General features: G+C 71.4%; 18 protein-coding genes. 14 read left to right on the forward strand and 4 right to left on the reverse strand.

From position 1 onward, the window contains the following. The first annotated feature begins 99 nt into the window (after nucleotides 1-99). The 3 genes from aceB to DEJ50_RS03425 all read left to right on the forward strand — a co-directional run bounded on the left by aceB (nucleotide 100) and on the right by DEJ50_RS03425 (nucleotide 3,858). Nucleotides 100-1,695 (forward strand): malate synthase A, encoded by a 1,596-nt coding sequence (aceB, locus tag DEJ50_RS03415; RefSeq protein WP_150205911.1) that lies wholly within the window; start codon nucleotides 100-102, stop codon nucleotides 1,693-1,695. 65 nt (nucleotides 1,696-1,760) lie between these two features. Continuing rightward, the gene (folP, locus tag DEJ50_RS03420) at nucleotides 1,761-2,558 is read left to right on the forward strand and encodes a dihydropteroate synthase (protein WP_150211862.1); all 798 of its coding nucleotides are present in this window, start codon (nucleotides 1,761-1,763) and stop codon (nucleotides 2,556-2,558) included. 637 nt (nucleotides 2,559-3,195) lie between these two features. Next, nucleotides 3,196-3,858, forward strand: a complete 663-nt coding sequence (locus DEJ50_RS03425; RefSeq protein WP_150205912.1) for a deoxynucleoside kinase — start codon at nucleotides 3,196-3,198, stop codon at nucleotides 3,856-3,858. Between the two features lie 197 nt (nucleotides 3,859-4,055). Here DEJ50_RS03425 and DEJ50_RS03430 read toward each other — a convergent pair whose 3' ends face one another. Further along, complete coding sequence (locus tag DEJ50_RS03430) at nucleotides 4,056-6,746, reverse strand: bifunctional GNAT family N-acetyltransferase/acetate--CoA ligase family protein (RefSeq protein WP_150205913.1); 2,691 nt, start codon at nucleotides 6,744-6,746, stop codon at nucleotides 4,056-4,058. Nucleotides 6,747-7,007: 261 nt separating this feature from the next. Between DEJ50_RS03430 and DEJ50_RS03435 the strand changes: the two genes are divergently transcribed. From DEJ50_RS03435 to DEJ50_RS03480, 10 genes are all read left to right on the forward strand, one after another. Next, the gene (locus DEJ50_RS03435; protein ID WP_150205914.1) at nucleotides 7,008-7,652 is read left to right on the forward strand and encodes a CBS domain-containing protein; all 645 of its coding nucleotides are present in this window, start codon (nucleotides 7,008-7,010) and stop codon (nucleotides 7,650-7,652) included. A 129-nt stretch (nucleotides 7,653-7,781) separates the two neighbouring features. Beyond that, entirely contained in the window at nucleotides 7,782-8,504 is a 723-nt protein-coding gene (locus DEJ50_RS03440) for a response regulator (RefSeq protein WP_150205915.1), read from the forward strand. A gap of 126 nt (nucleotides 8,505-8,630) precedes the next feature. Next, nucleotides 8,631-9,290: a CBS domain-containing protein gene (locus DEJ50_RS03445; RefSeq protein ID WP_150205916.1), complete on the forward strand. Its 660-nt coding sequence runs from the start codon at nucleotides 8,631-8,633 to the stop codon at nucleotides 9,288-9,290. A 218-nt stretch (nucleotides 9,291-9,508) separates the two neighbouring features. Next, nucleotides 9,509-10,000, forward strand: a complete 492-nt coding sequence (locus DEJ50_RS03450) for a CBS domain-containing protein (RefSeq protein WP_150205917.1) — start codon at nucleotides 9,509-9,511, stop codon at nucleotides 9,998-10,000. A 400-nt stretch (nucleotides 10,001-10,400) separates the two neighbouring features. Further along, nucleotides 10,401-10,922, forward strand: coding sequence for a hydrogenase maturation protease (locus tag DEJ50_RS03455; RefSeq protein WP_150205918.1), 522 nt, complete (start codon nucleotides 10,401-10,403; stop codon nucleotides 10,920-10,922). Between the two features lie 201 nt (nucleotides 10,923-11,123). Beyond that, the gene (locus DEJ50_RS03460; RefSeq protein ID WP_150205919.1) at nucleotides 11,124-12,293 is read left to right on the forward strand and encodes a 4Fe-4S dicluster domain-containing protein; all 1,170 of its coding nucleotides are present in this window, start codon (nucleotides 11,124-11,126) and stop codon (nucleotides 12,291-12,293) included. Between the two features lie 59 nt (nucleotides 12,294-12,352). Then, entirely contained in the window at nucleotides 12,353-12,763 is a 411-nt protein-coding gene (locus DEJ50_RS03465) for a cyclic nucleotide-binding domain-containing protein (RefSeq protein ID WP_150211863.1), read from the forward strand. Further along, on the forward strand, nucleotides 12,760-13,566 hold the full coding sequence (locus DEJ50_RS03470) for an FAD/NAD(P)-binding protein (RefSeq protein ID WP_150205920.1): 807 nt from the start codon (nucleotides 12,760-12,762) through the stop codon (nucleotides 13,564-13,566). The genes DEJ50_RS03465 and DEJ50_RS03470 overlap by 4 nt, the downstream gene beginning before the upstream one ends. 1 nt (nucleotide 13,567) lies before the next feature. After that, a complete protein-coding gene (locus DEJ50_RS03475; protein WP_150205921.1) occupies nucleotides 13,568-14,383 on the forward strand; it encodes an oxidoreductase in 816 nt (271 codons plus the stop codon). Beyond that, nucleotides 14,380-15,774 carry a Ni/Fe hydrogenase subunit alpha gene (locus tag DEJ50_RS03480; RefSeq protein WP_150205922.1) on the forward strand — a complete coding sequence of 465 codons (1,395 nt, stop codon included), beginning with the start codon at nucleotides 14,380-14,382 and terminating at the stop codon, nucleotides 15,772-15,774. Before DEJ50_RS03475 ends, DEJ50_RS03480 begins: the two co-directional genes overlap by 4 nt. Here DEJ50_RS03480 and DEJ50_RS03485 read toward each other — a convergent pair. Beyond that, entirely contained in the window at nucleotides 15,746-16,249 is a 504-nt protein-coding gene (locus DEJ50_RS03485; protein WP_150205923.1) for a flavodoxin domain-containing protein, read from the reverse strand. The two genes, DEJ50_RS03480 and DEJ50_RS03485, sit on opposite strands and share 29 nt — an antisense overlap. Then, the gene (locus tag DEJ50_RS03490) at nucleotides 16,246-16,704 is read right to left on the reverse strand and encodes an Hsp20/alpha crystallin family protein (RefSeq protein ID WP_223837569.1); all 459 of its coding nucleotides are present in this window, start codon (nucleotides 16,702-16,704) and stop codon (nucleotides 16,246-16,248) included. Before DEJ50_RS03490 ends, DEJ50_RS03485 begins: the two co-directional genes overlap by 4 nt. 160 nt (nucleotides 16,705-16,864) lie before the next feature. Here DEJ50_RS03490 and DEJ50_RS03495 point away from each other — a divergent pair, with 160 nt between their 5' ends. Next, a complete protein-coding gene (locus tag DEJ50_RS03495) occupies nucleotides 16,865-18,238 on the forward strand; it encodes a nicotinate phosphoribosyltransferase (RefSeq protein WP_150205924.1) in 1,374 nt (457 codons plus the stop codon). Here the strand turns inward: DEJ50_RS03495 and DEJ50_RS03500 are convergent. Further along, nucleotides 18,207-18,917 (reverse strand): helix-turn-helix domain-containing protein, encoded by a 711-nt coding sequence (locus DEJ50_RS03500; RefSeq protein WP_150205925.1) that lies wholly within the window; start codon nucleotides 18,915-18,917, stop codon nucleotides 18,207-18,209. The genes DEJ50_RS03495 and DEJ50_RS03500 overlap by 32 nt on opposite strands. Between the last annotated feature and the right edge of the window lie 78 nt (nucleotides 18,918-18,995).

Below are 18,995 nucleotides of genomic sequence, written 5' to 3' on the forward strand. Positions count from 1 at the left end.
GGCGGTCCGGGCGGGACGCCACGGCGTCCCGCCCGGCACACGGACGGCATCCGCGGGCCAGCGGCTCCGCGAAGGCCGCCACATTCGCAGAAGGACACCATGCCCACTCAGGTACCCCGCCGCGTCAAGGTTCTCGGTCCACCGGGCGACCGGCACGACGAGATCCTCACCCCCGCGGCACTCGACTTCCTGGCACTGCTCGACGATGCCTTCGCCGGACGCCGCCGGGAGATCCTCACCGCTCGCCGCCATCGCAGCGACCGCCTCGTCTCGGGATCCCCGCTGGACTTCCCCCGCGCGACATCGGGTGTGCGGGAAGACCCCCACTGGCGGGTCGCGCCGCCGGCCCCGGGCCTGACCGACCGCCGTGTGGAGATCACCGGCCCGCCCACCCCCCGGATGGCCGTGAACGCGCTCAACTCCGGCGCCCGGGTGTGGATGGCCTGCTTCGAGGACGCCGCCTCCCCGCTCTGGGAGAACATCGTCGGCGGCCAGCTGACCCTGCTGGACGTGTCCCGGCGGCCTAGGGACTTCACCACCCCGAAGGGCCGGGAACACCGGCTGGGAACAGACCTCCCCGCCATCATGGTGCGGCCTCGCGGCTGGCACCTGGACGAGGAACACCTCACGGTCGCCGACCGCCCGCTGCCCGCCTCGCTGGTCGACTTCGGCCTGTACTTCTTCCATTGCGCGCAGCGGCAGACCGACCTCGGTTCCGGCCCGTACTTCTACCTCCCCAAGCTGGAGAACCGCCACGAGGCCCGGCTGTGGAACGACGTGTTCCTGCTCGCCCAGGAGCTCCTGGGCGTCCCGCGCGGCACGATCCGGGCCACCGCCGTCATCGAGACGGTCACCGCCGCGTTCGAGATGGAGGAGATCCTCTACGAACTGCGCGAACACGGCGCCGGTCTCAATGCGGGGCGCTGGGACTATCTGTTCAGTCTGGTCAAGACCTTCGGGCACCAGGCCCGGTTCCTGCTGCCCGACCGCACCGAGACCGCCATGACCGCCCCCTTCATGCGGGCGTACTGCGAACTCCTCGTCCGCACCTGCCACCGTCGCGGAGCACACGCGATCGGCGGCGTGGCCGCACAACTCCCGGGCAGGGGCAGGGACGTGACAGCCGAACGGGTCGTGCCGGAGAAGATCATTGCCGACAAGGAATACGAGGCCCGGGCAGGGTTCGACGGCTCCTGGGTCGCCCACCCCGCCCTGGTGCCCGTCTGCCGCGAGGTCTTCGACCGCCGGCTCGGCGGTGGCCCCCACCAGATGCACCGCACGCTCGACGACGTGCAGGTACGCGCCGCCGATCTGCTGTCCGTACGCCGGTCCGCGTTGCCGCCGAGTACCGAGGAGGTCCGCTTGAACGTGGCCGTCGCGCTGCGGTACTTCGACGCGTGGCTACAAGGACGGGGTGCGGTCGCCCCCGCCGGGCTGCCGGAGGACACGGCCACCGCCGAGATCGCGCGTGCCCGGCTGTGGCAGTGGCTCCGGCACCGCCTGATCTCCCACGAGGACCTGTTCGCCTTGATCGACGCAGTATCCGCCTCCCTGGCCCGGGAGCAGCCAGGCGCCCTGGTCGCCGAAGCGCGCACGATCCTCGAACAGACGCTGGTGGCCCGCGAACTGCCCGCCTTCTTCACCACCGAGGCGTACCGGCGCCATCTCGTCCACCGGACGGAGGTGTCGCCGTGAACTCCGACGGCCACCGGCGGCACGGCTCCATCGCGGGGTTGCCGGACTGGGACCGGTGCGCGGTCATGGGCGTCGTGAACGTCACCCCCGATTCGTTCTCCGACGGCGGCCGGTGGTTCGAGGCGAGTACGGCCGTCAAGCACGGGCTGGACCTCGTGGCCGAGGGGGCCGACCTGGTGGACGTGGGAGGTGAGTCGACCCGTCCCGGCGCCGCCCGCGTCGACGAGGACGAGGAACTGCGCCGCGTCGTCCCCGTGGTGCGGGATCTGGCGGCCGAAGGCGTCCTTGTGTCCGTCGACACCATGCGCTCCTCCGTCGCGGCACGGGCGGTGGATGCCGGCGCGGTCCTGGTCAACGACGTCAGCGGCGGCCTCGCCGATCCCGCCATGGTCCCGGCCGTCGCGGCCTGCGGCGTCCCCTTCGTCGTGATGCACTGGCGCGGGTTCAGCCACGACATGAACAGCCGTGCGGTCTACGGCGACGTGGTCGGCGAGGTCGTCGCGGAACTCGGCGCCCGTGTCGAGGCCGTCGTGACCGCCGGCATTCCGCCGGAACGCCTGGTGATCGACCCGGGACTCGGCTTCGCCAAACGCGCCGAGCACGACCTCGCTCTTGTGGCAGGACTCGGCGAGGTGTGTGCACTGGGCCGTCCCGTCCTGGTAGCCGGATCCCGGAAGAGGTTCCTCGGCCACGTCCTGACAGACGTGAACGGCACCCCGCCACCCGCGCACGGGCGGGACGCCGCCACCGCTGCCCTGTCGGCCATCGCCGCCTACCAGGGCGCCTGGGCTGTGCGGGTCCACGATGTCCGGGCGACAGCCGACGCGGTCAGGGTCGCTCGCGCGGTCACCCCGTCCGGCTGACAGGAGTCGGCGCGTCTGCCCTGCCGGCGGCACTCCGGGCCTCGGGTTGCGGCCGTTCCACTGACCCGTGGATGACAACTGAATGCCTACCAAGTGGGGCAAGCCGGTGTGAATCCGTCACTGGCCTGCAATCGTGAGCGGCAGAGAACCACGTGCCGCGAGTCGGAGCGCCCGCTTCGGAAAGGCCTACCGCTTCCCGCTGTCATGGTCTGCAGCATGGAGCCCGGCAACTGCCACTGGAACCCACGCATTCGCTTTGCGCATGGGTGCCGGGAACCGCCCGTAGCCGGCACCGGAAGGGGTGCGCCGGACCCCACTCCGCTCAAGCGGCGTAACCGCCACCGCCACCGCCACCGAACGACCGCACGACAACCTCCGTGCCGCCTTGCGCGGCATAGGCGGCTCCACGGCGTACGCCCTCGGCGCGTAGCTGGCACGAGGAGACGCGGCATAAGATGACTCGATCATCAGGCCGCTGTGACAGGGCCGCCCACGCCGCGGCCATGGTCGCGGCGGGACCACAGACGCTGATCACGAGAGCTCCCGGCCGACAGGCGAACGCCGGCGTGCATCTCATCGGGGCGGCACCACCGGCTTGCCCGCCCCCGAACGCCAAGCCCCCAGGGAGAAGTGAGGAATGCCAGTGATCTGCGTCGGAGGCATGATCGGGATCGGCAAGACGAGCGTGGCCGAGCTCCTTGCCAAGGAGCTCGGCAGCACGGTCTTCTACGAGAGCGTGGAGGACAACCCGATCCTGCCGCTCTTCTACACGGCGAGCCCCGAGGAGATCGAGGCGAAGCGCTACCCCTTCCTGCTCCAGCTCTACTTCCTGCAGACCCGGTTCGCCGCGATCAAGGAGGCGTACAAGCAGGACGACAACGTCCTGGACCGGTCCATCTACGAGGACTGGTACTTCGCCAAGGTCAACCACGACCTGGGCCGGATCAGCACCCTGGAAATGCAGGTGTACGAGGGCCTGCTGAGCGAGATGATGCGCGAGATCGACGGCCTGCCGTACCGCAAGGCACCCGATCTCATGGTCTACCTCAAGGCCGACTTCGAGACCGTGCTCCACCGCATAGGGCTGCGAGCCCGCGACTTCGAGCAGGACGAGAGCCTCGTCGAGTACTACCGCACCCTGTGGTCCGGCTACGACAACTGGGTCCACGAGCACTACTCCGCCAGCGAGGTCCTGACCATCGACATGACCCACACAGACGTGGTCAACAACCCCGACCACGCCGCCCGTGTGGCGCGCGAGGTCAAGGAGGCCCTGGCGGCTTCCCGGAACCGCGCCTGAACGGTCTCCCATCGGACACCGGCTGGGCGCAAGCACTGCGCCCAGCCCCCGTCCATACGAACCAGCAGGTCAGCGCACACGACCTCGCGGCTTCAGGTGGGTCGGAGGGAGCTCGGGAGCCGGAAGCGGAGGGCCGTCGTACGTCGGCATGATCACCGTTCACCTCCTCGGCGGGGCTCGCCTCCTGATGACGCAGTTCAGCGAAGGCGGCGAAGATACGGGTCGAACGGCCGGGACGGCTCCAGGTGCATGCGGACGTCGACGATGTCCATGCCGTCAGGGCGCGCGATGACGGGGTTGAGGTCAGCTTCGGTGATGTGTGGCAGGTCGTTCGCCATCCGGGACAGCCTCAGCAGTAGTTGGCCGAGGCCATCCAGGTCGACCGGTTCCGCACCGCGGTGGCCGAAGAGCAGCGGGGCGCAGCGTGGTGCGCTCACCAGGTCGTGGACGTCCTGGTCGGTGAGTGGCGCGAGCCGGGCGGCGTGGTCGGCGAGCACCTCGGTCGCCGTGCCGCCGAGGCCGAACATCACCAGGGGCCCGAAGACCGCGTCCTGCACGACACCGGCGAAGAGTTCGACGCCGCGCCGTGCCATGGGCTGCACCAGGACACCGGCGAGCTTCCCGCGGAAGCGGTCGGCCAGGTCCCGGTAGGCGGCCGATACCTGGGCGTCGTCCTGGAGGTCGAGCCGGACGGCGTGTTCCTCGCTCTTGTGGACAAGGCCCGGCCAGTACGCCTTGAGCACCGCGCCACCGTACCCGTCACGGAACCGGAGCGCGGCGGAGACGGCGTCCGACTCGTTGTGCGCCCACTCCCACGGAACCTGCGGGATGCCGTAGCAGTCCAGGAGACCGGCACATGTACCAGGGTCCGCCCAGCCGCCGTCGGGATGGGCGGAAAGGAATTCGGTGACGACTTCGACTGCGCGCGAGGGGTCGATGGCCTGAAGATCGGCCACGGTTCCTGTCGGGCGGGCGAGCCACTCGGTGCGATCGGCCGCATGCACCAGTGCCTGCGCCGCGGACTGCGGATCGGCGTAGGCGGGGACGGTGGCGTGGTGGCCCGTGAGGTAGCCGACGGAGGCGGTCTGACCGGGAAGCACGACAGCGACGGGAAAGGCCTGCTCCTCGGCCGTGCGGACGACCGAGCGGGTGAGGTCGTCCCCGGTGGCGGTGGCGACTGCCGTGGGGACCAGGGACACGGTCAGGGCGTCCACCTCGCCGCTGCCGATCAGCTCGACCAGGCAGTCGCGCAGTTGTGCCTCGGAGACGGCCGCAGTGGTGTCGACCGGGTTGGCGGCGGTCGCACCCCCGGGGAGGATGCCCAGGAGCCGCCTGGTCAGTTCTGCTGACAGGACCGGTACGACCAGTCCGGACTCGACCACGGCGTCCGCCGCGAGGACGCCGGTGCCGCCGGCGTTGGAGACGACGGCGACCCTGCGCCCGGCCGGGAGCGGCTGTGAGTGCAGGAACGCGGCCGTGCCGAGGAGTTCGGCGATGCCGCGGGTGGAGGTGACCCCGGCCTGCCGGAAGAGGGCCTGGCGGGTCATGGTGGGCGTCGCCGCGGCGGCGGTGTGCGAGGCGGCTGCCCGTCGGCCGACCGCCGTGCGCCCGGCGTCGACGGTCAGGACGGGAATGCGGCGGGTGACCCGGCGGGCGGTACGGGAGAAGGCGCGGGCGTTGCCGAACGACTCCAGGTGGAGCAGTGCCAGATCGGTCCGGCCGTCGGTCTCCCACCACTGGAGCATGTCGTTGCCGCTGACGTCGTACTTGTCGCCGAGCGACACGAAGGTCGAGACCCCGATGCCCAGACGGGACAGCCCGGTCAGCAGGGCGATGCCCACGCCGCCGGACTGGACGGCGACTCCGGCGGTGCCGGGGCTGGGGAGGTCGGCGGCGAAGGTGGCGTCCAGCCGTACGCCGTCCTCGGTGTTGGCCAGGCCCAGGCAGTTCGGGCCGACGAGCCGCATCCCGTGGCGGCGGCACGCTGTGAGCAGGCCGCGCCCGTGTTCGCGGTCCAAGCCGGCCGACAACACCAGCAGTGCGCGCACACCGTGCCTTCCGCACTCCTCGGCGACGGTCGGCACGGCTGCGGCCGGCACGGCGAGGACGGCGAGGTCGGGTGCCTGTGGCAGGTCGGACACGGAACGGTACGTGGTCACGCCGAGGACGGCCGCCGCCACCGGGTGCACGGCGAACAGCCGGCCGTTGAAGCCTCCCAGGCGCAGGTTGTTCAGGACGGCGCGCCCGACGGAGCCCGGCCGCCGGCCGGGCCCCACGACCACGACCGACCGGGGCCTGAGCAGCGGCTGGAGGCTGGCGACGTCGGCCGTCCGGCCGCGCGCCTCGACGGCGGACAGATACGTCTCGTCCGCCTCCAGCCGCACCAGGCAGTGCACCTCCGGCCCGTCGAAGTGCCGCGTGACGCTCAGCCCCAGGTCCGCGAAGACCTTGAGCACGTCACGGTTCTCCGAGAGGGCGTCGGCCGCGAACGCCGTGATGCCGTCGTTCCTCGCCGCGGAAGCGGCGTGTTCGAGCAGCACGGTGCCCACGCCCCGGTGGTGCCAGCGGTCCGCGACCGCCAGGGCCAGGTCCCCGTGATCGGTGCCCGGCAGCCGCTCGTACTCGACGAGCCCGACCGCCTCGCCCCCCGCCTCGGCGAGCAGGGCCCTGCGTCCTGGGGAAGCCGGACGGCAGACCCGCTCGGCCGACTGCTCCGCCGAACGCCGGTTCGCCGTGAAGAAGCGCAGGCGCAGGTTCTCCGGCGACATCCCGGCGTAGAACGCGTCCACCTCTGCCAGATCGTCCGGCCGGACCGGCCGGACGGACACGGTCGCCCCGTCCGCGAGGAGAACGTGCACCTCGCGCGGCTCCGCCACCGTCGGTGCCATGACCGGCCTCCTCTCGTGAGGCTGTGGGCAGGGGCCTGCATGCGAACCGCGCCACTCCGGATGTTCGCCCTCCCCCATCGTGGACTCCCTGAAGCACACCCGGCCACGCCGACGAGGGGCCACTCGGACCTCCGCTCTGACCCACAGGGCCCCTGTGCGGGAAGTGCTCGGGTGCTCAGATGGAGGAAGGGTCCAAGCCAACCTGTACGCACCTCACGGGAGCGGCAGGTTCCATGACCGAACACGGCGAAGGAGCCGGTCATGCCCGCATCCCGCTACACCGTCAGTGACGTCATGACGCACACCGCGATCGCCATCGGCCGCGAGGCTTCCTACAAGGAGATCGTCGAACTGATGCACGCATGGAAGGTGAGTGCGGTTCCCGTCCTGGAAGGTGAGGGCCGCGTCGTCGGAGTCGTCTCCGAGGCCGACCTGCTGCCGAAGGAGGAGTTCCGCCGCGAGGAGCCCCACCTCCCGGACCAGCTGGAGGAGGCCGCCAAGGCGGGTGGCGTGCTCGCCGAGGACCTGATGTCGAGTCCGGCGGTCACCGTGCACCCGGACGCCACCATCGCCGAGGCGGCCCGCATCATGGCCCGCAAGCACGTCAAGCGCCTGCCGGTGGTGAACAGGATCGGCATGCTGGAGGGCGTCGTCAGCCGCAGCGACCTGCTGAAGGTCTTCCTGCGCCCCGACGAGGAGCTGGCGGAGGAGATCCGCCAGGCCGTGCTCACCGAACTCGCACCCGGCGTGCCGCTGGACTTCACCGTGGAGGAGGGTGTCGTCACCCTCCGGGGACCGGTACACGACCGGGCCCTGATTCCCCTCCTTGCCCGCGCCATCCGCGCCGTCGAAGGGGTCGTCGACGTCCGGATGGAACTCGGCGGGGCGGTATCGGCCGACGCGTAGGCCGGCGTGGGCACCGTCCGCCCGCAAGAGCAGCCCCGGGCCTGCCTCGGTTCGAAGGTGCGAAGCGCCCTTCTCCTGAGACAATTCGGGTGGAAGCGTGCGTAGCGTGATCCGGATCAGGCGGCGACCATGTCGGACGTACCCGGCGCCTCCCCCGAGGTGCCGATCAAGGTGTTCCTCCTCGACGACCACGAGGTGGTCCGCCGTGGACTGCGGGACCTCCTCGACGCCGAGCCCGGCATCACCGTCGTGGGCGAGGCCGGCAGCGCGGAGCAGGCACTGGCCCGGGGGCCGGCCCTCCGTCCCGACGTCGCCGTGCTCGACGTCCGGCTGCCCGACGGCGACGGCATCACCGTCTGCCGGGAACTGCGCTCGCGTATGCCGGAGCTGGCTTGCCTGATGCTGACCTCGTTCGACGACGAGGACGCCCTGCTGGACGCGATCATGGCGGGGGCGGCCGGATACGTACTCAAGCAGATCAAGGGCTCGGATCTCGTCTCCGCCGTCCGGATGGTGGCCACCGGCCAGTCCATGCTCGACCCGGCCACCACCGCGCGCCTGATGCACTCCCTACGCGACCCGGAAGCCGCCAAGGACCCCGAGGACGCCCGGCTCGCCACCCTGTCCGAGCGGGAACGGGCAGTCCTGGAACTGATCGGCGACGGCCTCACCAACCGCCAGATCGCCAAGCAGCTCTACCTCTCGGAGAAGACGGTCAAGAATCACATCTCCAGGCTGCTGGGCAAGCTGGGCGTGGAACGCCGGGTCCAGGCGGCAGTGATCGCCGCGCAGGTCCACGGCCAGGGACACCCGGGCGAAACCACACCGAAAGCCGATCGTCACACTGAGTGACACGTGCGCCGCCGCGCGAATCGCACCGGATCGACCCCGCGCGGGGATGGCGCGTCGCGTCCCGTCTCCACGCGCAGGTGCCTGGCTGACGGCGACGCCCCCGGCGGGAGACGGAAGGAGATCACGGTGAGGCACAGAGAAGTGGGCGAACTGATGACACGCGAGGTCGTCACGGTTCCCCGGGGCGCGACGTTCAAGGACATCGTGCGGACACTCGGCGAGCAAAGGGTGTCCGCGGTGGCGGTCACCGACGACGACGGCCACCCGCTTGGCGTGATCTCCGAGAGCGACCTGCTGCCGAAGACCGCCGACCAGGGCGACTGGTTCAGCTCCCTGCCACACCCCGACCCCTGGGAGAGCGACAAGGCCACCGGCACCAGGGCGGAGGAGCTGATGTCGGCGCCGGCCGTCTGCGCGCGGCCGGACTGGACGGTGGCGGAGGCCGCCCGTCTCATGGAGAGCCAGCAGGTGAAGAGGCTACTGGTGGTCGACGACGCCGACCTGCTGGTGGGCATCGTCACCCGTGGCGACCTGCTGCGGATCTTCCTGCGCGACGACGACGCCATCCGCCACGAGATCACCGCGGATGTCCTCGGCGGGACCTTGCACCTGGAGCCCACCGCCGTGTCCGTCGAGGTGGTGGACGGGCAGGTGACCCTGCACGGCGCGGTGCGCTTCCGGAGCCTCGTCCCCGTCGTCGAGCGGCTGTGCCGAACCGTCGACGGCGTCGTCCGGGTCACGGAGCACCTCGCGTGGGAGACCGACGACACCGGCACGGGACGCTGAGCCGACCGGGTCGCTCGCCGGCTGCCGGCTCAGGCCGTGCTGTTTCGCCCGGCAGCCTGCGGGAGTGGCTACCGGTATCCGCACGTCGTGGTGCCCGGCCGGTTCGGCGCCGCACAGGGCCATGCGGGCCCGCCGTGCGGGTCCACTCGGCCCTCGCCGGGCCTTGCGCCCCGATCTACGGTGAACTCCATGGAGCGTGATGGGGAAGGAGCTGGGCGATGAACGTGTCCGCATCCATGTCCGCGCCCGCAGTGTCCGTCGACGGCACGACGACCATCGGTGAGGCAGCCCGCCTGATGGACATCCATGGCGTCGGCTGCCTCGTGGTGACGGAGGGCGAAGTGCTGCGCGGCATCGTCACCGACCGTGATATAGCCGTCCGTGCGATGGCCCCAGGGCTCGACCGCGACGAGCCGGTGGCGGAGGTCATGACCACCCCGACCGTCACCGTCGACGTGGCCGACGACATCCACGCCGCCTATCGAACGTTCCGCAACAGCGGTGTCCGGCGGCTCCCCGTTCTCGACGGACAGCGTGTCGTGGGCATGTTGACAGTGGACGACCTGCTGATGGACGTCTTCCGGAGGGTGGCCGATCTGCTCGGCCCGATCGCCTGGAGCGTGCTGGAGGAGCCTCCAGGCCCCCAGGACGAAATCGGCCCGCACACACGAATGGACGGAAAGAGTCCGCCCGCTTCTCGCGGATCCTGATCGTGCGGTGCACGGCCGTCAGCCGCTTCTCCGCATCCTCACGGGACTCCTCCCGTCACCTTCATCACACCACGGGCCGCAGACGGCCGCCAGGGCCGAACGGTCCCTTTCCGGCCCCGGACAGCCCTCGCGCTCCGCGGGCGAGTGGGCCACAGGTGGTCCGGCGCGGGAGCGCCTCCGACGTCGGCTGCCGGGCCCCGCCCGTCACCTGCCGCCGGGGCGTCCTAGGACCGCCCCCGCGAAGGCGACCGGTGCGTCGATGCGGCACACCATCGCCTCCGTAGCCGACGATGGCGACGACGGGCGACTGGCCTCGGGGGCGGATCGCGTGTCGCTGTCCAGCGCTTGAGGTCGCGGAGGCCGGGACGGTGATGCCGTCCGGTCACGGGAGCAGGGATCGATGAAGCGGCCAACCGGTACGGCGGTCATCGGGATCGGCAACGAGTTCCGGCGGGATGACGGGGTCGGGTGGGCCGTCGTCTCCCTGCTGAGGGACCGGGCCGCGCAGGGGCCGCTGCCTTCGGACACCCTTCTCGCGCAGTGCGACGGAGACCCTGGCCGGTTGATCACCCTCTGGGAGAACACCGGGCTGACCGTCCTCGTCGACGCCTGCTTTCCCCCCTCCGCGGTACCCGGGCGGGTGCATCGGTGGTGTGCGGCCTCGGGCGATGATCTGGGCGCGGCCACTCCGGGGCGGCACAGCACGCACGGGCTCGGTCCGGCCGAGGCGTTGCGTCTCGCCGAGGCGCTCGGACGCGCTCCCGGTCACCTCATCGTGTACGCGGTCGAAGGAGCCGACCGTTCGCTGGGCACGGGGCTCACTCCTGCGGTGGCGTGCGCTGTGCCCCGTCTGGCTCGGCAGGTCGAAGCGGACGTCGAGCAGTACAGCGAGGCTCGGGCGCGCGGCCTCGGGGCAGGGTGAGCGCCGGCCCGCCCTCGGGCGGCGGCCCGAGGGCGGGCCCGTCCGACGGAACACGCCAGACGGCTTCGCGGGTCGACGACCTCGCACCTGACATGCTGTCACATGTTGATCGCGCCTGTACGGCAGGCCGAGTGCAGTGGTCTGCGGCGGACGGTCCGGTCCTCCTCCACGACCGAGGCGTGCGAAGACGGAGGCCACACCATGACCGACGCCGCAGATGCCGGAGCGGCACTCGCCCCCCAGTCCGATGCGGTGCTCGACCGCGACGGTCTGGACGCGCTCGTACGTGCTCTGAAACAGCGCGGCCTCACCGTGGTCGGCCCCACCGTGCGCGACGGCGCGATCCTCCTCGCCGAACTGGAATCGGCCGACGAGCTGCCCTATGGGTGGGGCGTGGAGCTGGAAGCGGGCCGGTACCGGCTGCACCGGAGGGGGGACGGGGCCGCCTTCGCGCACAGCGCGGGACCGCAGTCGTGGAAGTCGTTCCTGCATCCGGAACGCGTCCGTCAGTGGACTGCGGACCGCGGTCCCGGCGGCGGGATCACGGTCCGCGAGGAGAGACATCAGGCCGTCTCCTACGCGTTCCTCGGCGTGAGACCCTGTGACCTGCGGGCCATTCGGATCCTGGACCGCGTGATGTCCGGCGGCCGGTACCGCGATCCCGCCTACCTCTCCCGGCGCACCGGGGCCTTCCTGATCGCAGTCGAGTGCACCGAACCGGGTGCCACCTGCTTCTGCGTGTCGATGGGCACGGGTCCGGCCGCGGACACCGGGTATGACCTCGCCCTCACCGAAGTCGTCGACGACGCCGGCCATCGCTTCCTGTGCCGCAGCGGAAGCGCGGAGGGAGCCGCGGTGCTCGCGGAGATCCCGCGCCGGAGCGCCGACGCCCCCACCCGTACCGCCGCTGCCGACGCCGTGGGCGCGGCAGCCGAACGTATGGGCCGGTCCATGCCGCCCGTGGACCTGCGCACACTGATGCGCGACAACCTGGAGGCGGAGCGCTGGGACGACGTCACTGCCCGGTGCCTGAGCTGCGGGAACTGCACCATGGTCTGCCCCACCTGCTTCTGCACCACCACAGAGGACGTCACCGACCTGACCGGCGATCACGCCGAACGCTGGCGCCGCTGGGACTCCTGCTACGACCTGGACTTCTCCCTTCTTCACGGCGGACCGGTCCGGGCCACCCCACGCAGCCGCTACCGTCAGTGGCTCACCCACAAGCTGGGCACCTGGCACGACCAGTTCGACAGCTCCGGCTGTGTCGGCTGCGGACGGTGCATCGTCTGGTGCCCCACCGGCATCGACCTCACCGAAGAGGCCCACGCCCTGCACCAGGAAGCAACGCAGAGGGAGAGCGCGCCGTGACCCCGCAGCGGGACGTGGGAGTACTCGCCGCCCTGCCCGCGGAGCACCATGGGCGGCTGATGGCCCTCGCCCGCGAGACCGCTTTCCCGGGGGCCACGCGGATCTTCGAGGAGGGCGAGAAGGCGGACCGCTTCTGGATCATCCGCTCGGGCACGGTGGCACTCGACGTCCAGGTACCCGGCCGCGGGCGCTCGGTCGTCGAGACCGTCGGTGCGGGCGCCCTGCTCGGCTGGTCCTGGCTGTGCCCGCCTCAGCAGTGGCACCTGGGGGCCGAGACCCGGGAGCCCGTCCGCGCCTGGCAGTTCGACGCGGGCGCGGTGAGGAACCTGTGCGCCGAGGACCCGGTGCTGGGTCTGGCGCTGGTCACGGTCGTCGCCGAGACCATCGGCGACCGGCTCAGGGCCACCCGGACCCGGCTGCTCGACCTGTACGGACCGCAGGGATCGCAGGCGAGTGGGCCGACGCCATGACGCTCGTCCCCCTTCCCTATCGTGTGGTGGACCGCCGGGCAGAGACGCACGACACGGTCACGCTCGTACTGGAGCCGGCCGGAGAGGCTCTGAACCCCTTCGTGCCCGGGCAGTTCGCGATGGTCTATGCGTTCGGCATCGGCGAGATCCCGGTGTCCGTGTCCCGGCTCCCGGGCGGGCAGCGGCTGGCGCATACGGTCCGCGCCGTCGGAGCCGTCTCCCGGGCGCTGTGCGGCCTGCCGGCCGGCGCGGCGGTCGGTGTGCGCGGCCCGTTCGGCACGAACTGGGACCCAGCCGTGGCCCGCGGCCAGGATCTGCTGATCATCGGCGGCGGCATCGGACTCGCCCCGCTGCGCCCTCTGATCGACAGCGTTCTGGCCGAGCCGTATGCGTATGGGCGGCTGAATGTCCTCGCCGGAGCCAGGACCCCCGGCGACCTGCTCTACCGGGACGAGTTCCCCGCCTGGGGACGACCGTTCGGCGCCGCCACGGTCGACCGGCCCTCCGGTGACTGGACCGGCCGGGTCGGAGTCGTCACCACGCTGCTCGACGAGGCCCTGTTCACACCGGCGAACACCACCGCCTTCGTCTGCGGCCCCGAGGTCATGATCCGCGCGACCGCCCGTGCCCTGATCCACCGGGGGGTGCGCCCCGACCGCATCCGGGTCTCCCTCGAACGCAACATGCGCTGCGCCACCGGCCACTGCGGACACTGCCAGCTCGGGCCCCTGCTGCTCTGCCGCGATGGCCCGGTGGTCCGCTACGACCGGGCCGAGCCCCTGCTCACCGTACGGGAACTGTGAGATGAGTACCCCCACCACACCCCAGCCGCCCCACCGCCCCCGGCTCGGCGTGTTCAAGTTCGCCTCGTGCGACGGCTGTCAGCTCACCCTCCTCAACTGCGAGGACGAACTGATCGGCATCGCCGGCGAACTGGAGATCGCCCACTTCCTGGAAGCGTCCAGCGATATCGCGCCCGGCCCGTACGACCTCGCGCTCGTCGAGGGATCGGTCAGCACCCCCGAACACCTTGAACGCGTCCGACGCATCCGCGCGGACTCCCGCCACCTCGTCACCATCGGCGCCTGCGCCACGGCCGGAGGGGTTCAGGCGCTGCGCAACTACGCTGACGTCGAGGAGTACCTGGCGACGGTCTACGCCCGCCCCGACTACATCGAGACCCTCGCGACCTCCACCCCGATCTCCGCCCACGTCCCCGTCGACTTCGAGCTGCGCGGCTGCCCCATCGACCGGGGTCAGCTCATCGAGGTCATCACCGCCTTCCTCGCCGGACGCAAGCCCGGCATCCCGAACCACGCCGTCTGCTTCGCCTGCAAGCGGCGCGGCAACGTCTGCGTCACCGTCGCCCACGGCACACCCTGCCTCGGCCCCGTCACCCATGCGGGCTGCGGAGCGCTGTGCCCGACCTACGGACGCGGCTGCTACGGCTGCTTCGGACCCGCAGGGACCACGAACCTGCCCGCGCTCCTTCCGATCCTGCGTCGCGACGGGATGGGCGACGACGACATCGGCAGGTTCCTGCACACCTTCAACGTCACCGCCTTCACCGCCGTGGCGGGGCAGGAGCCGGGCACGACAGAAGGGGAAGACCCCGTATGAGCGAGCCCGTGACCGGGTCCCGGGTCCTGCGCGTCCCCGCCCTCACCCGTGTCGAGGGCGAGGCCGCGCTGCACCTCAGGATCCACGACGGCACCGTCACCGAGGCCCGGCTCGACATCTACGAGCCACCGAGGTTCTTCGAAGCCTTCCTCCGGGGCCGCGCCCACACCGAGCCGCCCGACCTCACCTCGCGCATCTGCGGAATCTGCCCGGTCGCCTACCAGCTGAGCGCCTGCCGGGCCGTCGAGAACGCGTGCGGCGCCGTCGTCGACGGCCAACTCGCCGCTCTGCGCCGCCTGCTGTACTGCGGCGAGTGGATCGAGAGCCAGACGCTCCACATCCATCTGCTGCACGCACCGGACTTCCTCGGCCACGACGACATGATCAGCATGTCCCGCTCCCACCTGGCACATGTCGAGCGCGGACTCCGCCTGAAGCAGTCCGGCAACGCCATCGTCGAACTGCTCGGGGGACGCGCGATCCACCCCGTCAACGTCCGTCTCGGCGGTTTCCACCGCACCCCGACCCGCGCGGAACTGCGCCCGTTGGCAGAGCGGCTGCGTACCGCCCTCGACGACGCCTGGGACACAGTGCGCTGGGTCGCGGGCTTCGACTTCCCCGATGCCGAGTGCACCGCCGACCTGCTGGCCCTCGCCGAGACCGGCACGTACGCCATCGAGTCCGGTGTCCCCACCGTGCTCCCGTACGGCGACGAGCCACCGCGCAGCTTTCCTCTCCGGGACTTTCGCGACCACGTCACCGAGGAGCAGGTCCCCCATTCCACTGCCCTGCACTCCCGGCTGGACGGCCGAAGGCATCTCACCGGCTCCCTCGCCCGCTATGCGGTCAATGGCCACCTGCTGTCCCCACTGGCTCTGGCAGCGGCCCGGGAGGCCGGACTCGGCGACCCTCCGCTGCGGTCGGCCGCGCCGGGCGCCGGACGGGGCGAGGTCTGCAGGAACCCGTACCGGAGCATCCTCGTCCGGGCCGTGGAGGTCCTGTACGCGGTGGAGGAAGCCCTGCGCATCATCGCGGAGTACGAGCGTCCGGCCCACCCGCACGTGGAGGTACCCGCCCGGGCCGGTGCCGGTCACGGTGCCACGGAGGCGCCACGCGGCCTGCTCTACCACCACTACGCGCTCGACGGCCAGGGCCGCATCACCGACGCCTGCATCGTCCCGCCGACCGCCCAGAACCAGGGCGCCATCGAGGAGGACCTGCGCCGCCTGGTCCAAGGCGGACTCGACCGCGGCGAGGACTCCGAGGCCGAACTCACCCGGCTGTGCGAGCGGGCCGTCCGCAACCACGACCCCTGCATCTCGTGCTCGGCCCATTTCCTGGACCTGAAGATCGAGCGACCGTTCAGGCAGCCGTGGCGAGTTCGCTGCTGATGTGGTGGGCCCAGGTCTGGATCCGCTCCGGGTTGCGGAAGTCGCCGCCCTTGCCGTGGTGGACCAGTGCCTTGGCGATGAGGCCGGGAGTGCTCGTGGTGATGCTGCCTCCGAAAGTGACGTGTTCGCGGGCGCCCAGCCGTTCCATCTGCCGGGCCACGGCCGGGACCGGCGGGATCTCGCGCTGCTCGGCGGAGCTGTCGACCGGGCCACTGCTGAACAGGAACACCGGACGGTGCTTGAGGTAGTGCTCGTTGCGTTCCGCGCAGTGCACCGCCTTGGCGCTCCAGCGGCCCGCGTACAGGCTCCCGCCGAGGACGACGGCGTCGAAACCGCGGACGTCGTCCACGTCGTCCGCCGGGAGCACCACGGCGTCCAGGCCGTCCTCGCGGAGGGTCCTGCCGATCTCCGACGCGATTCCGGCGGTCGCGCCGTGCTTGCTCCCATAGGCGACCAGAACCCTCTTCGCCGTCATGCCGGCTCTCCCGTCTCCGTACCCCGGGACCGCGTGATGGGGACACTGCGGCGGCCGGCGGGTGGTTCGGGCTCCATCGGTATCCGGACCGTGAGGATGCCGTCCTCGTACGCGGCCTCGACCCCCTCGGACGGGATCTGACCGGGCAGGCGGACGCTGCGGCGGAAGGACCCGTAGCGGAACTCGCTGTGGTCCTTGTCCTCCGTGCTCTCGGTGTGCTCGGCGCTCACGGTGAGCATGTCTCCGTCGACCGTGATCTCGATGTCCTTCTCCGGATCCATCCCGGGCATCTCGGCGCGGAGCGTGTACGTGCCGTCGTTCCTGCTCACCTCGATGGCAATCGGGTGGACGTCGAGGGCTGGCCGCCACATCGGGAAGCGCGGGAAGTCGACTCCGAACCAGTCCGTGAGGTCGGGGAAGAGGCTGCGCCTCCGTTCCATCTGCTGACCTGACATGGGGTGCTCCTGGATCTCCGGCGCCGTGCGACGGGCGCCTTCGGGCGGGTTTCCGCCTCCACTGTCGTCCTGCCGCCGTCCGGTCCGCTTGGGCCTGTCGGGGCAGTGAGAGGGCCGTTCGGCCCAGCGCACCCGGCGGCCCCAGGCGCACGCTGGAGGCATGTCCGAGGTGACCACGACGGATCTGTACGAGATCACGATGGCGATGTCGTACCTGAACGAAGGCAAGGACGCGGAGGCGACCTTCAGCCTCTTCGTAAGGGACCTGCCGCCGGCACGGGGCTTCCTCGTCGCCGCCGGCCTGGAGCCCGCCCTCGACTATCTGGCCCGGTTCGAGGTGACGGCCGACGACTCCCACGTGTTCGCCGAAGCCCTGCACCGGCCGCCCGCCGACCTGGCGCCCCTCATCGGCCTGCGGTTCGAGGGCGAGGTGCGGGCGGTCCCCGAGGGGCGGCTGGTCTTCGCCGGTGAACCGCTGCTGGAAGTGACGGCGCCCCTCCCCCAGGCCCAGCTCGTCGAGACGTACCTGCTCAGCCTGCTCTGCCACCAGACGGCCGTCGCCTCCAAGGCGGCGCGCTGCGTCCTGGCGGCCCGGGGCCGGCCGGTGGTCGACTTCTCGCTGCGCCGCAACCACGGGCCGCAGGCCGGCTTCCAGGCCGCCCGGCTCGGGAGCCTCGTCGGTTTCGCCGGCACGAGCAACGTCGACGCCGCGGTCCGGCTGGGCCTGGCCGCTTCCGGCACCATGGCGCACTCGTACATCGAAACCTTCCCCTCCGAGGAGGAGGCGTTCCGGGCCTTCGCACGCACCCATCCCGGCCCGGTCACCCTCCTCGTCGACACCTACGACACCGACCGGGGGGTGGCGACCGCCGCCCGGGTCCTGGGCGACCTGCGACGCGGACCGGGCTGCGCGATCCGCCTGGACAGCGGTGATCTGGGGGAGCTCGCGCGCCGCTCCCGCGCCCGGCTGGACGCCGCGGGTCTGCCGGAGGTGAGGATCATCGCCAGCGGTGGCCTGGACGAGTACGCGATCGACGACCTCATCCGCTCGGCGGCTCCGGTCGACGTCTTCGCGGTCGGCACCCGCGTGGGAGTCGCCGCGGACGCGCCGTACCTGGACGCCGCGTACAAACTGGTGGCCTACGACGGCCGGCCGGTCATGAAGCTGTCATCGGCGAAGGTCACCGCCCCGGCACCCAAGCAGGTGTACCGGCGGCCCGGGCAGACGGACGTCATCGCCCTCCGCGACGAGAACCCTCCGCCGGGCGCCGGCGCCCTGCTGGGAGTGGTGATGAGGAACGGCCGCAGGACCGGCCCGCCGGACTCCCTCACCGCCGCGCGCTCCCGCTTCCGGACCGACCTCGCCGCCGTGCCGCGGGAGGCCAGGCGCATCCGCGCCCCGCTGGCTCCGGCCCCGAAGGTCTCGGAGCGGCTGTCCCGGCTCTCGGAAGAAGTGCGCGGACGGTTGCTCGCGGACCTGGTGGAGACGGATGCGGGCCGCATCAGGGGTGGGACTTCACCCGGCGGCCCGTGAGCCGGACCGGGGTGAGCTTCATCCAGTGGGTACGCTCGCCGCCCGCCCAGGGCGTGGAGTGGGCCGCGTCGGCCAGGCGCTCCAGTCCGTCGGGGTCGGCCGCTTCCTCCAGCACCCCCACGGCCAGCACGCTCCACGCCCGTTCCGCCACCTCGTCGATCCGCTCCACCTCGAAGGCGGCCTCGGTACCCGCGGCCCGTGCCAGCACCGTGCCGGCCTCCGTGCGGAAGGCGACGTCTCCGGCGACGACCAGGTAGTTCACGGGGTGGATGGCCGGACCTTCGGAGGTGAAGACGGCCACCCGTCCGATACCACGGACACCCAGCAGCCTCCGGCACTCGTCATCGTCCAGGGTGACCGGCCGGGTCCCGGGCGGTCCGGGCGTCGCCCCGGGGGGATCGTGATCGGGTCCCCCACCCGTCAGGGCCTCAACGGTGGTGCCGAGCGCATCGGCGATACGTACGAGTGTCCCGATCGCCGGGAGGGCGACATGGTCCTCCAGCCAGGCGATGTAGTCCGCGTCGGCACCGCAGCGCTCCCCCAGCTCCTCGCGGCTCATCCCTGCGGCGGTTCGGCGGGCCGCGAGCCGACGCCCGAGATCGGTCCGGCTCCCCGAGTCCCGACCGGCGGACTCGTGGAGGGGAGGATGCCCGGGTCCGGGTCCACTGCTGGTGGTCATGGCGTCATCGCTCCTCAAGCGGCTCCGTCGCCGCATCGTCCGCGGTCCGGCGGGAACGTGCCCTCCGTTCCCTCCCCG

The sequence above is a fragment of the Streptomyces venezuelae genome, assembly GCF_008642295.1.
In the GTDB taxonomy this organism is placed as follows: domain Bacteria; phylum Actinomycetota; class Actinomycetes; order Streptomycetales; family Streptomycetaceae; genus Streptomyces; species Streptomyces venezuelae_C.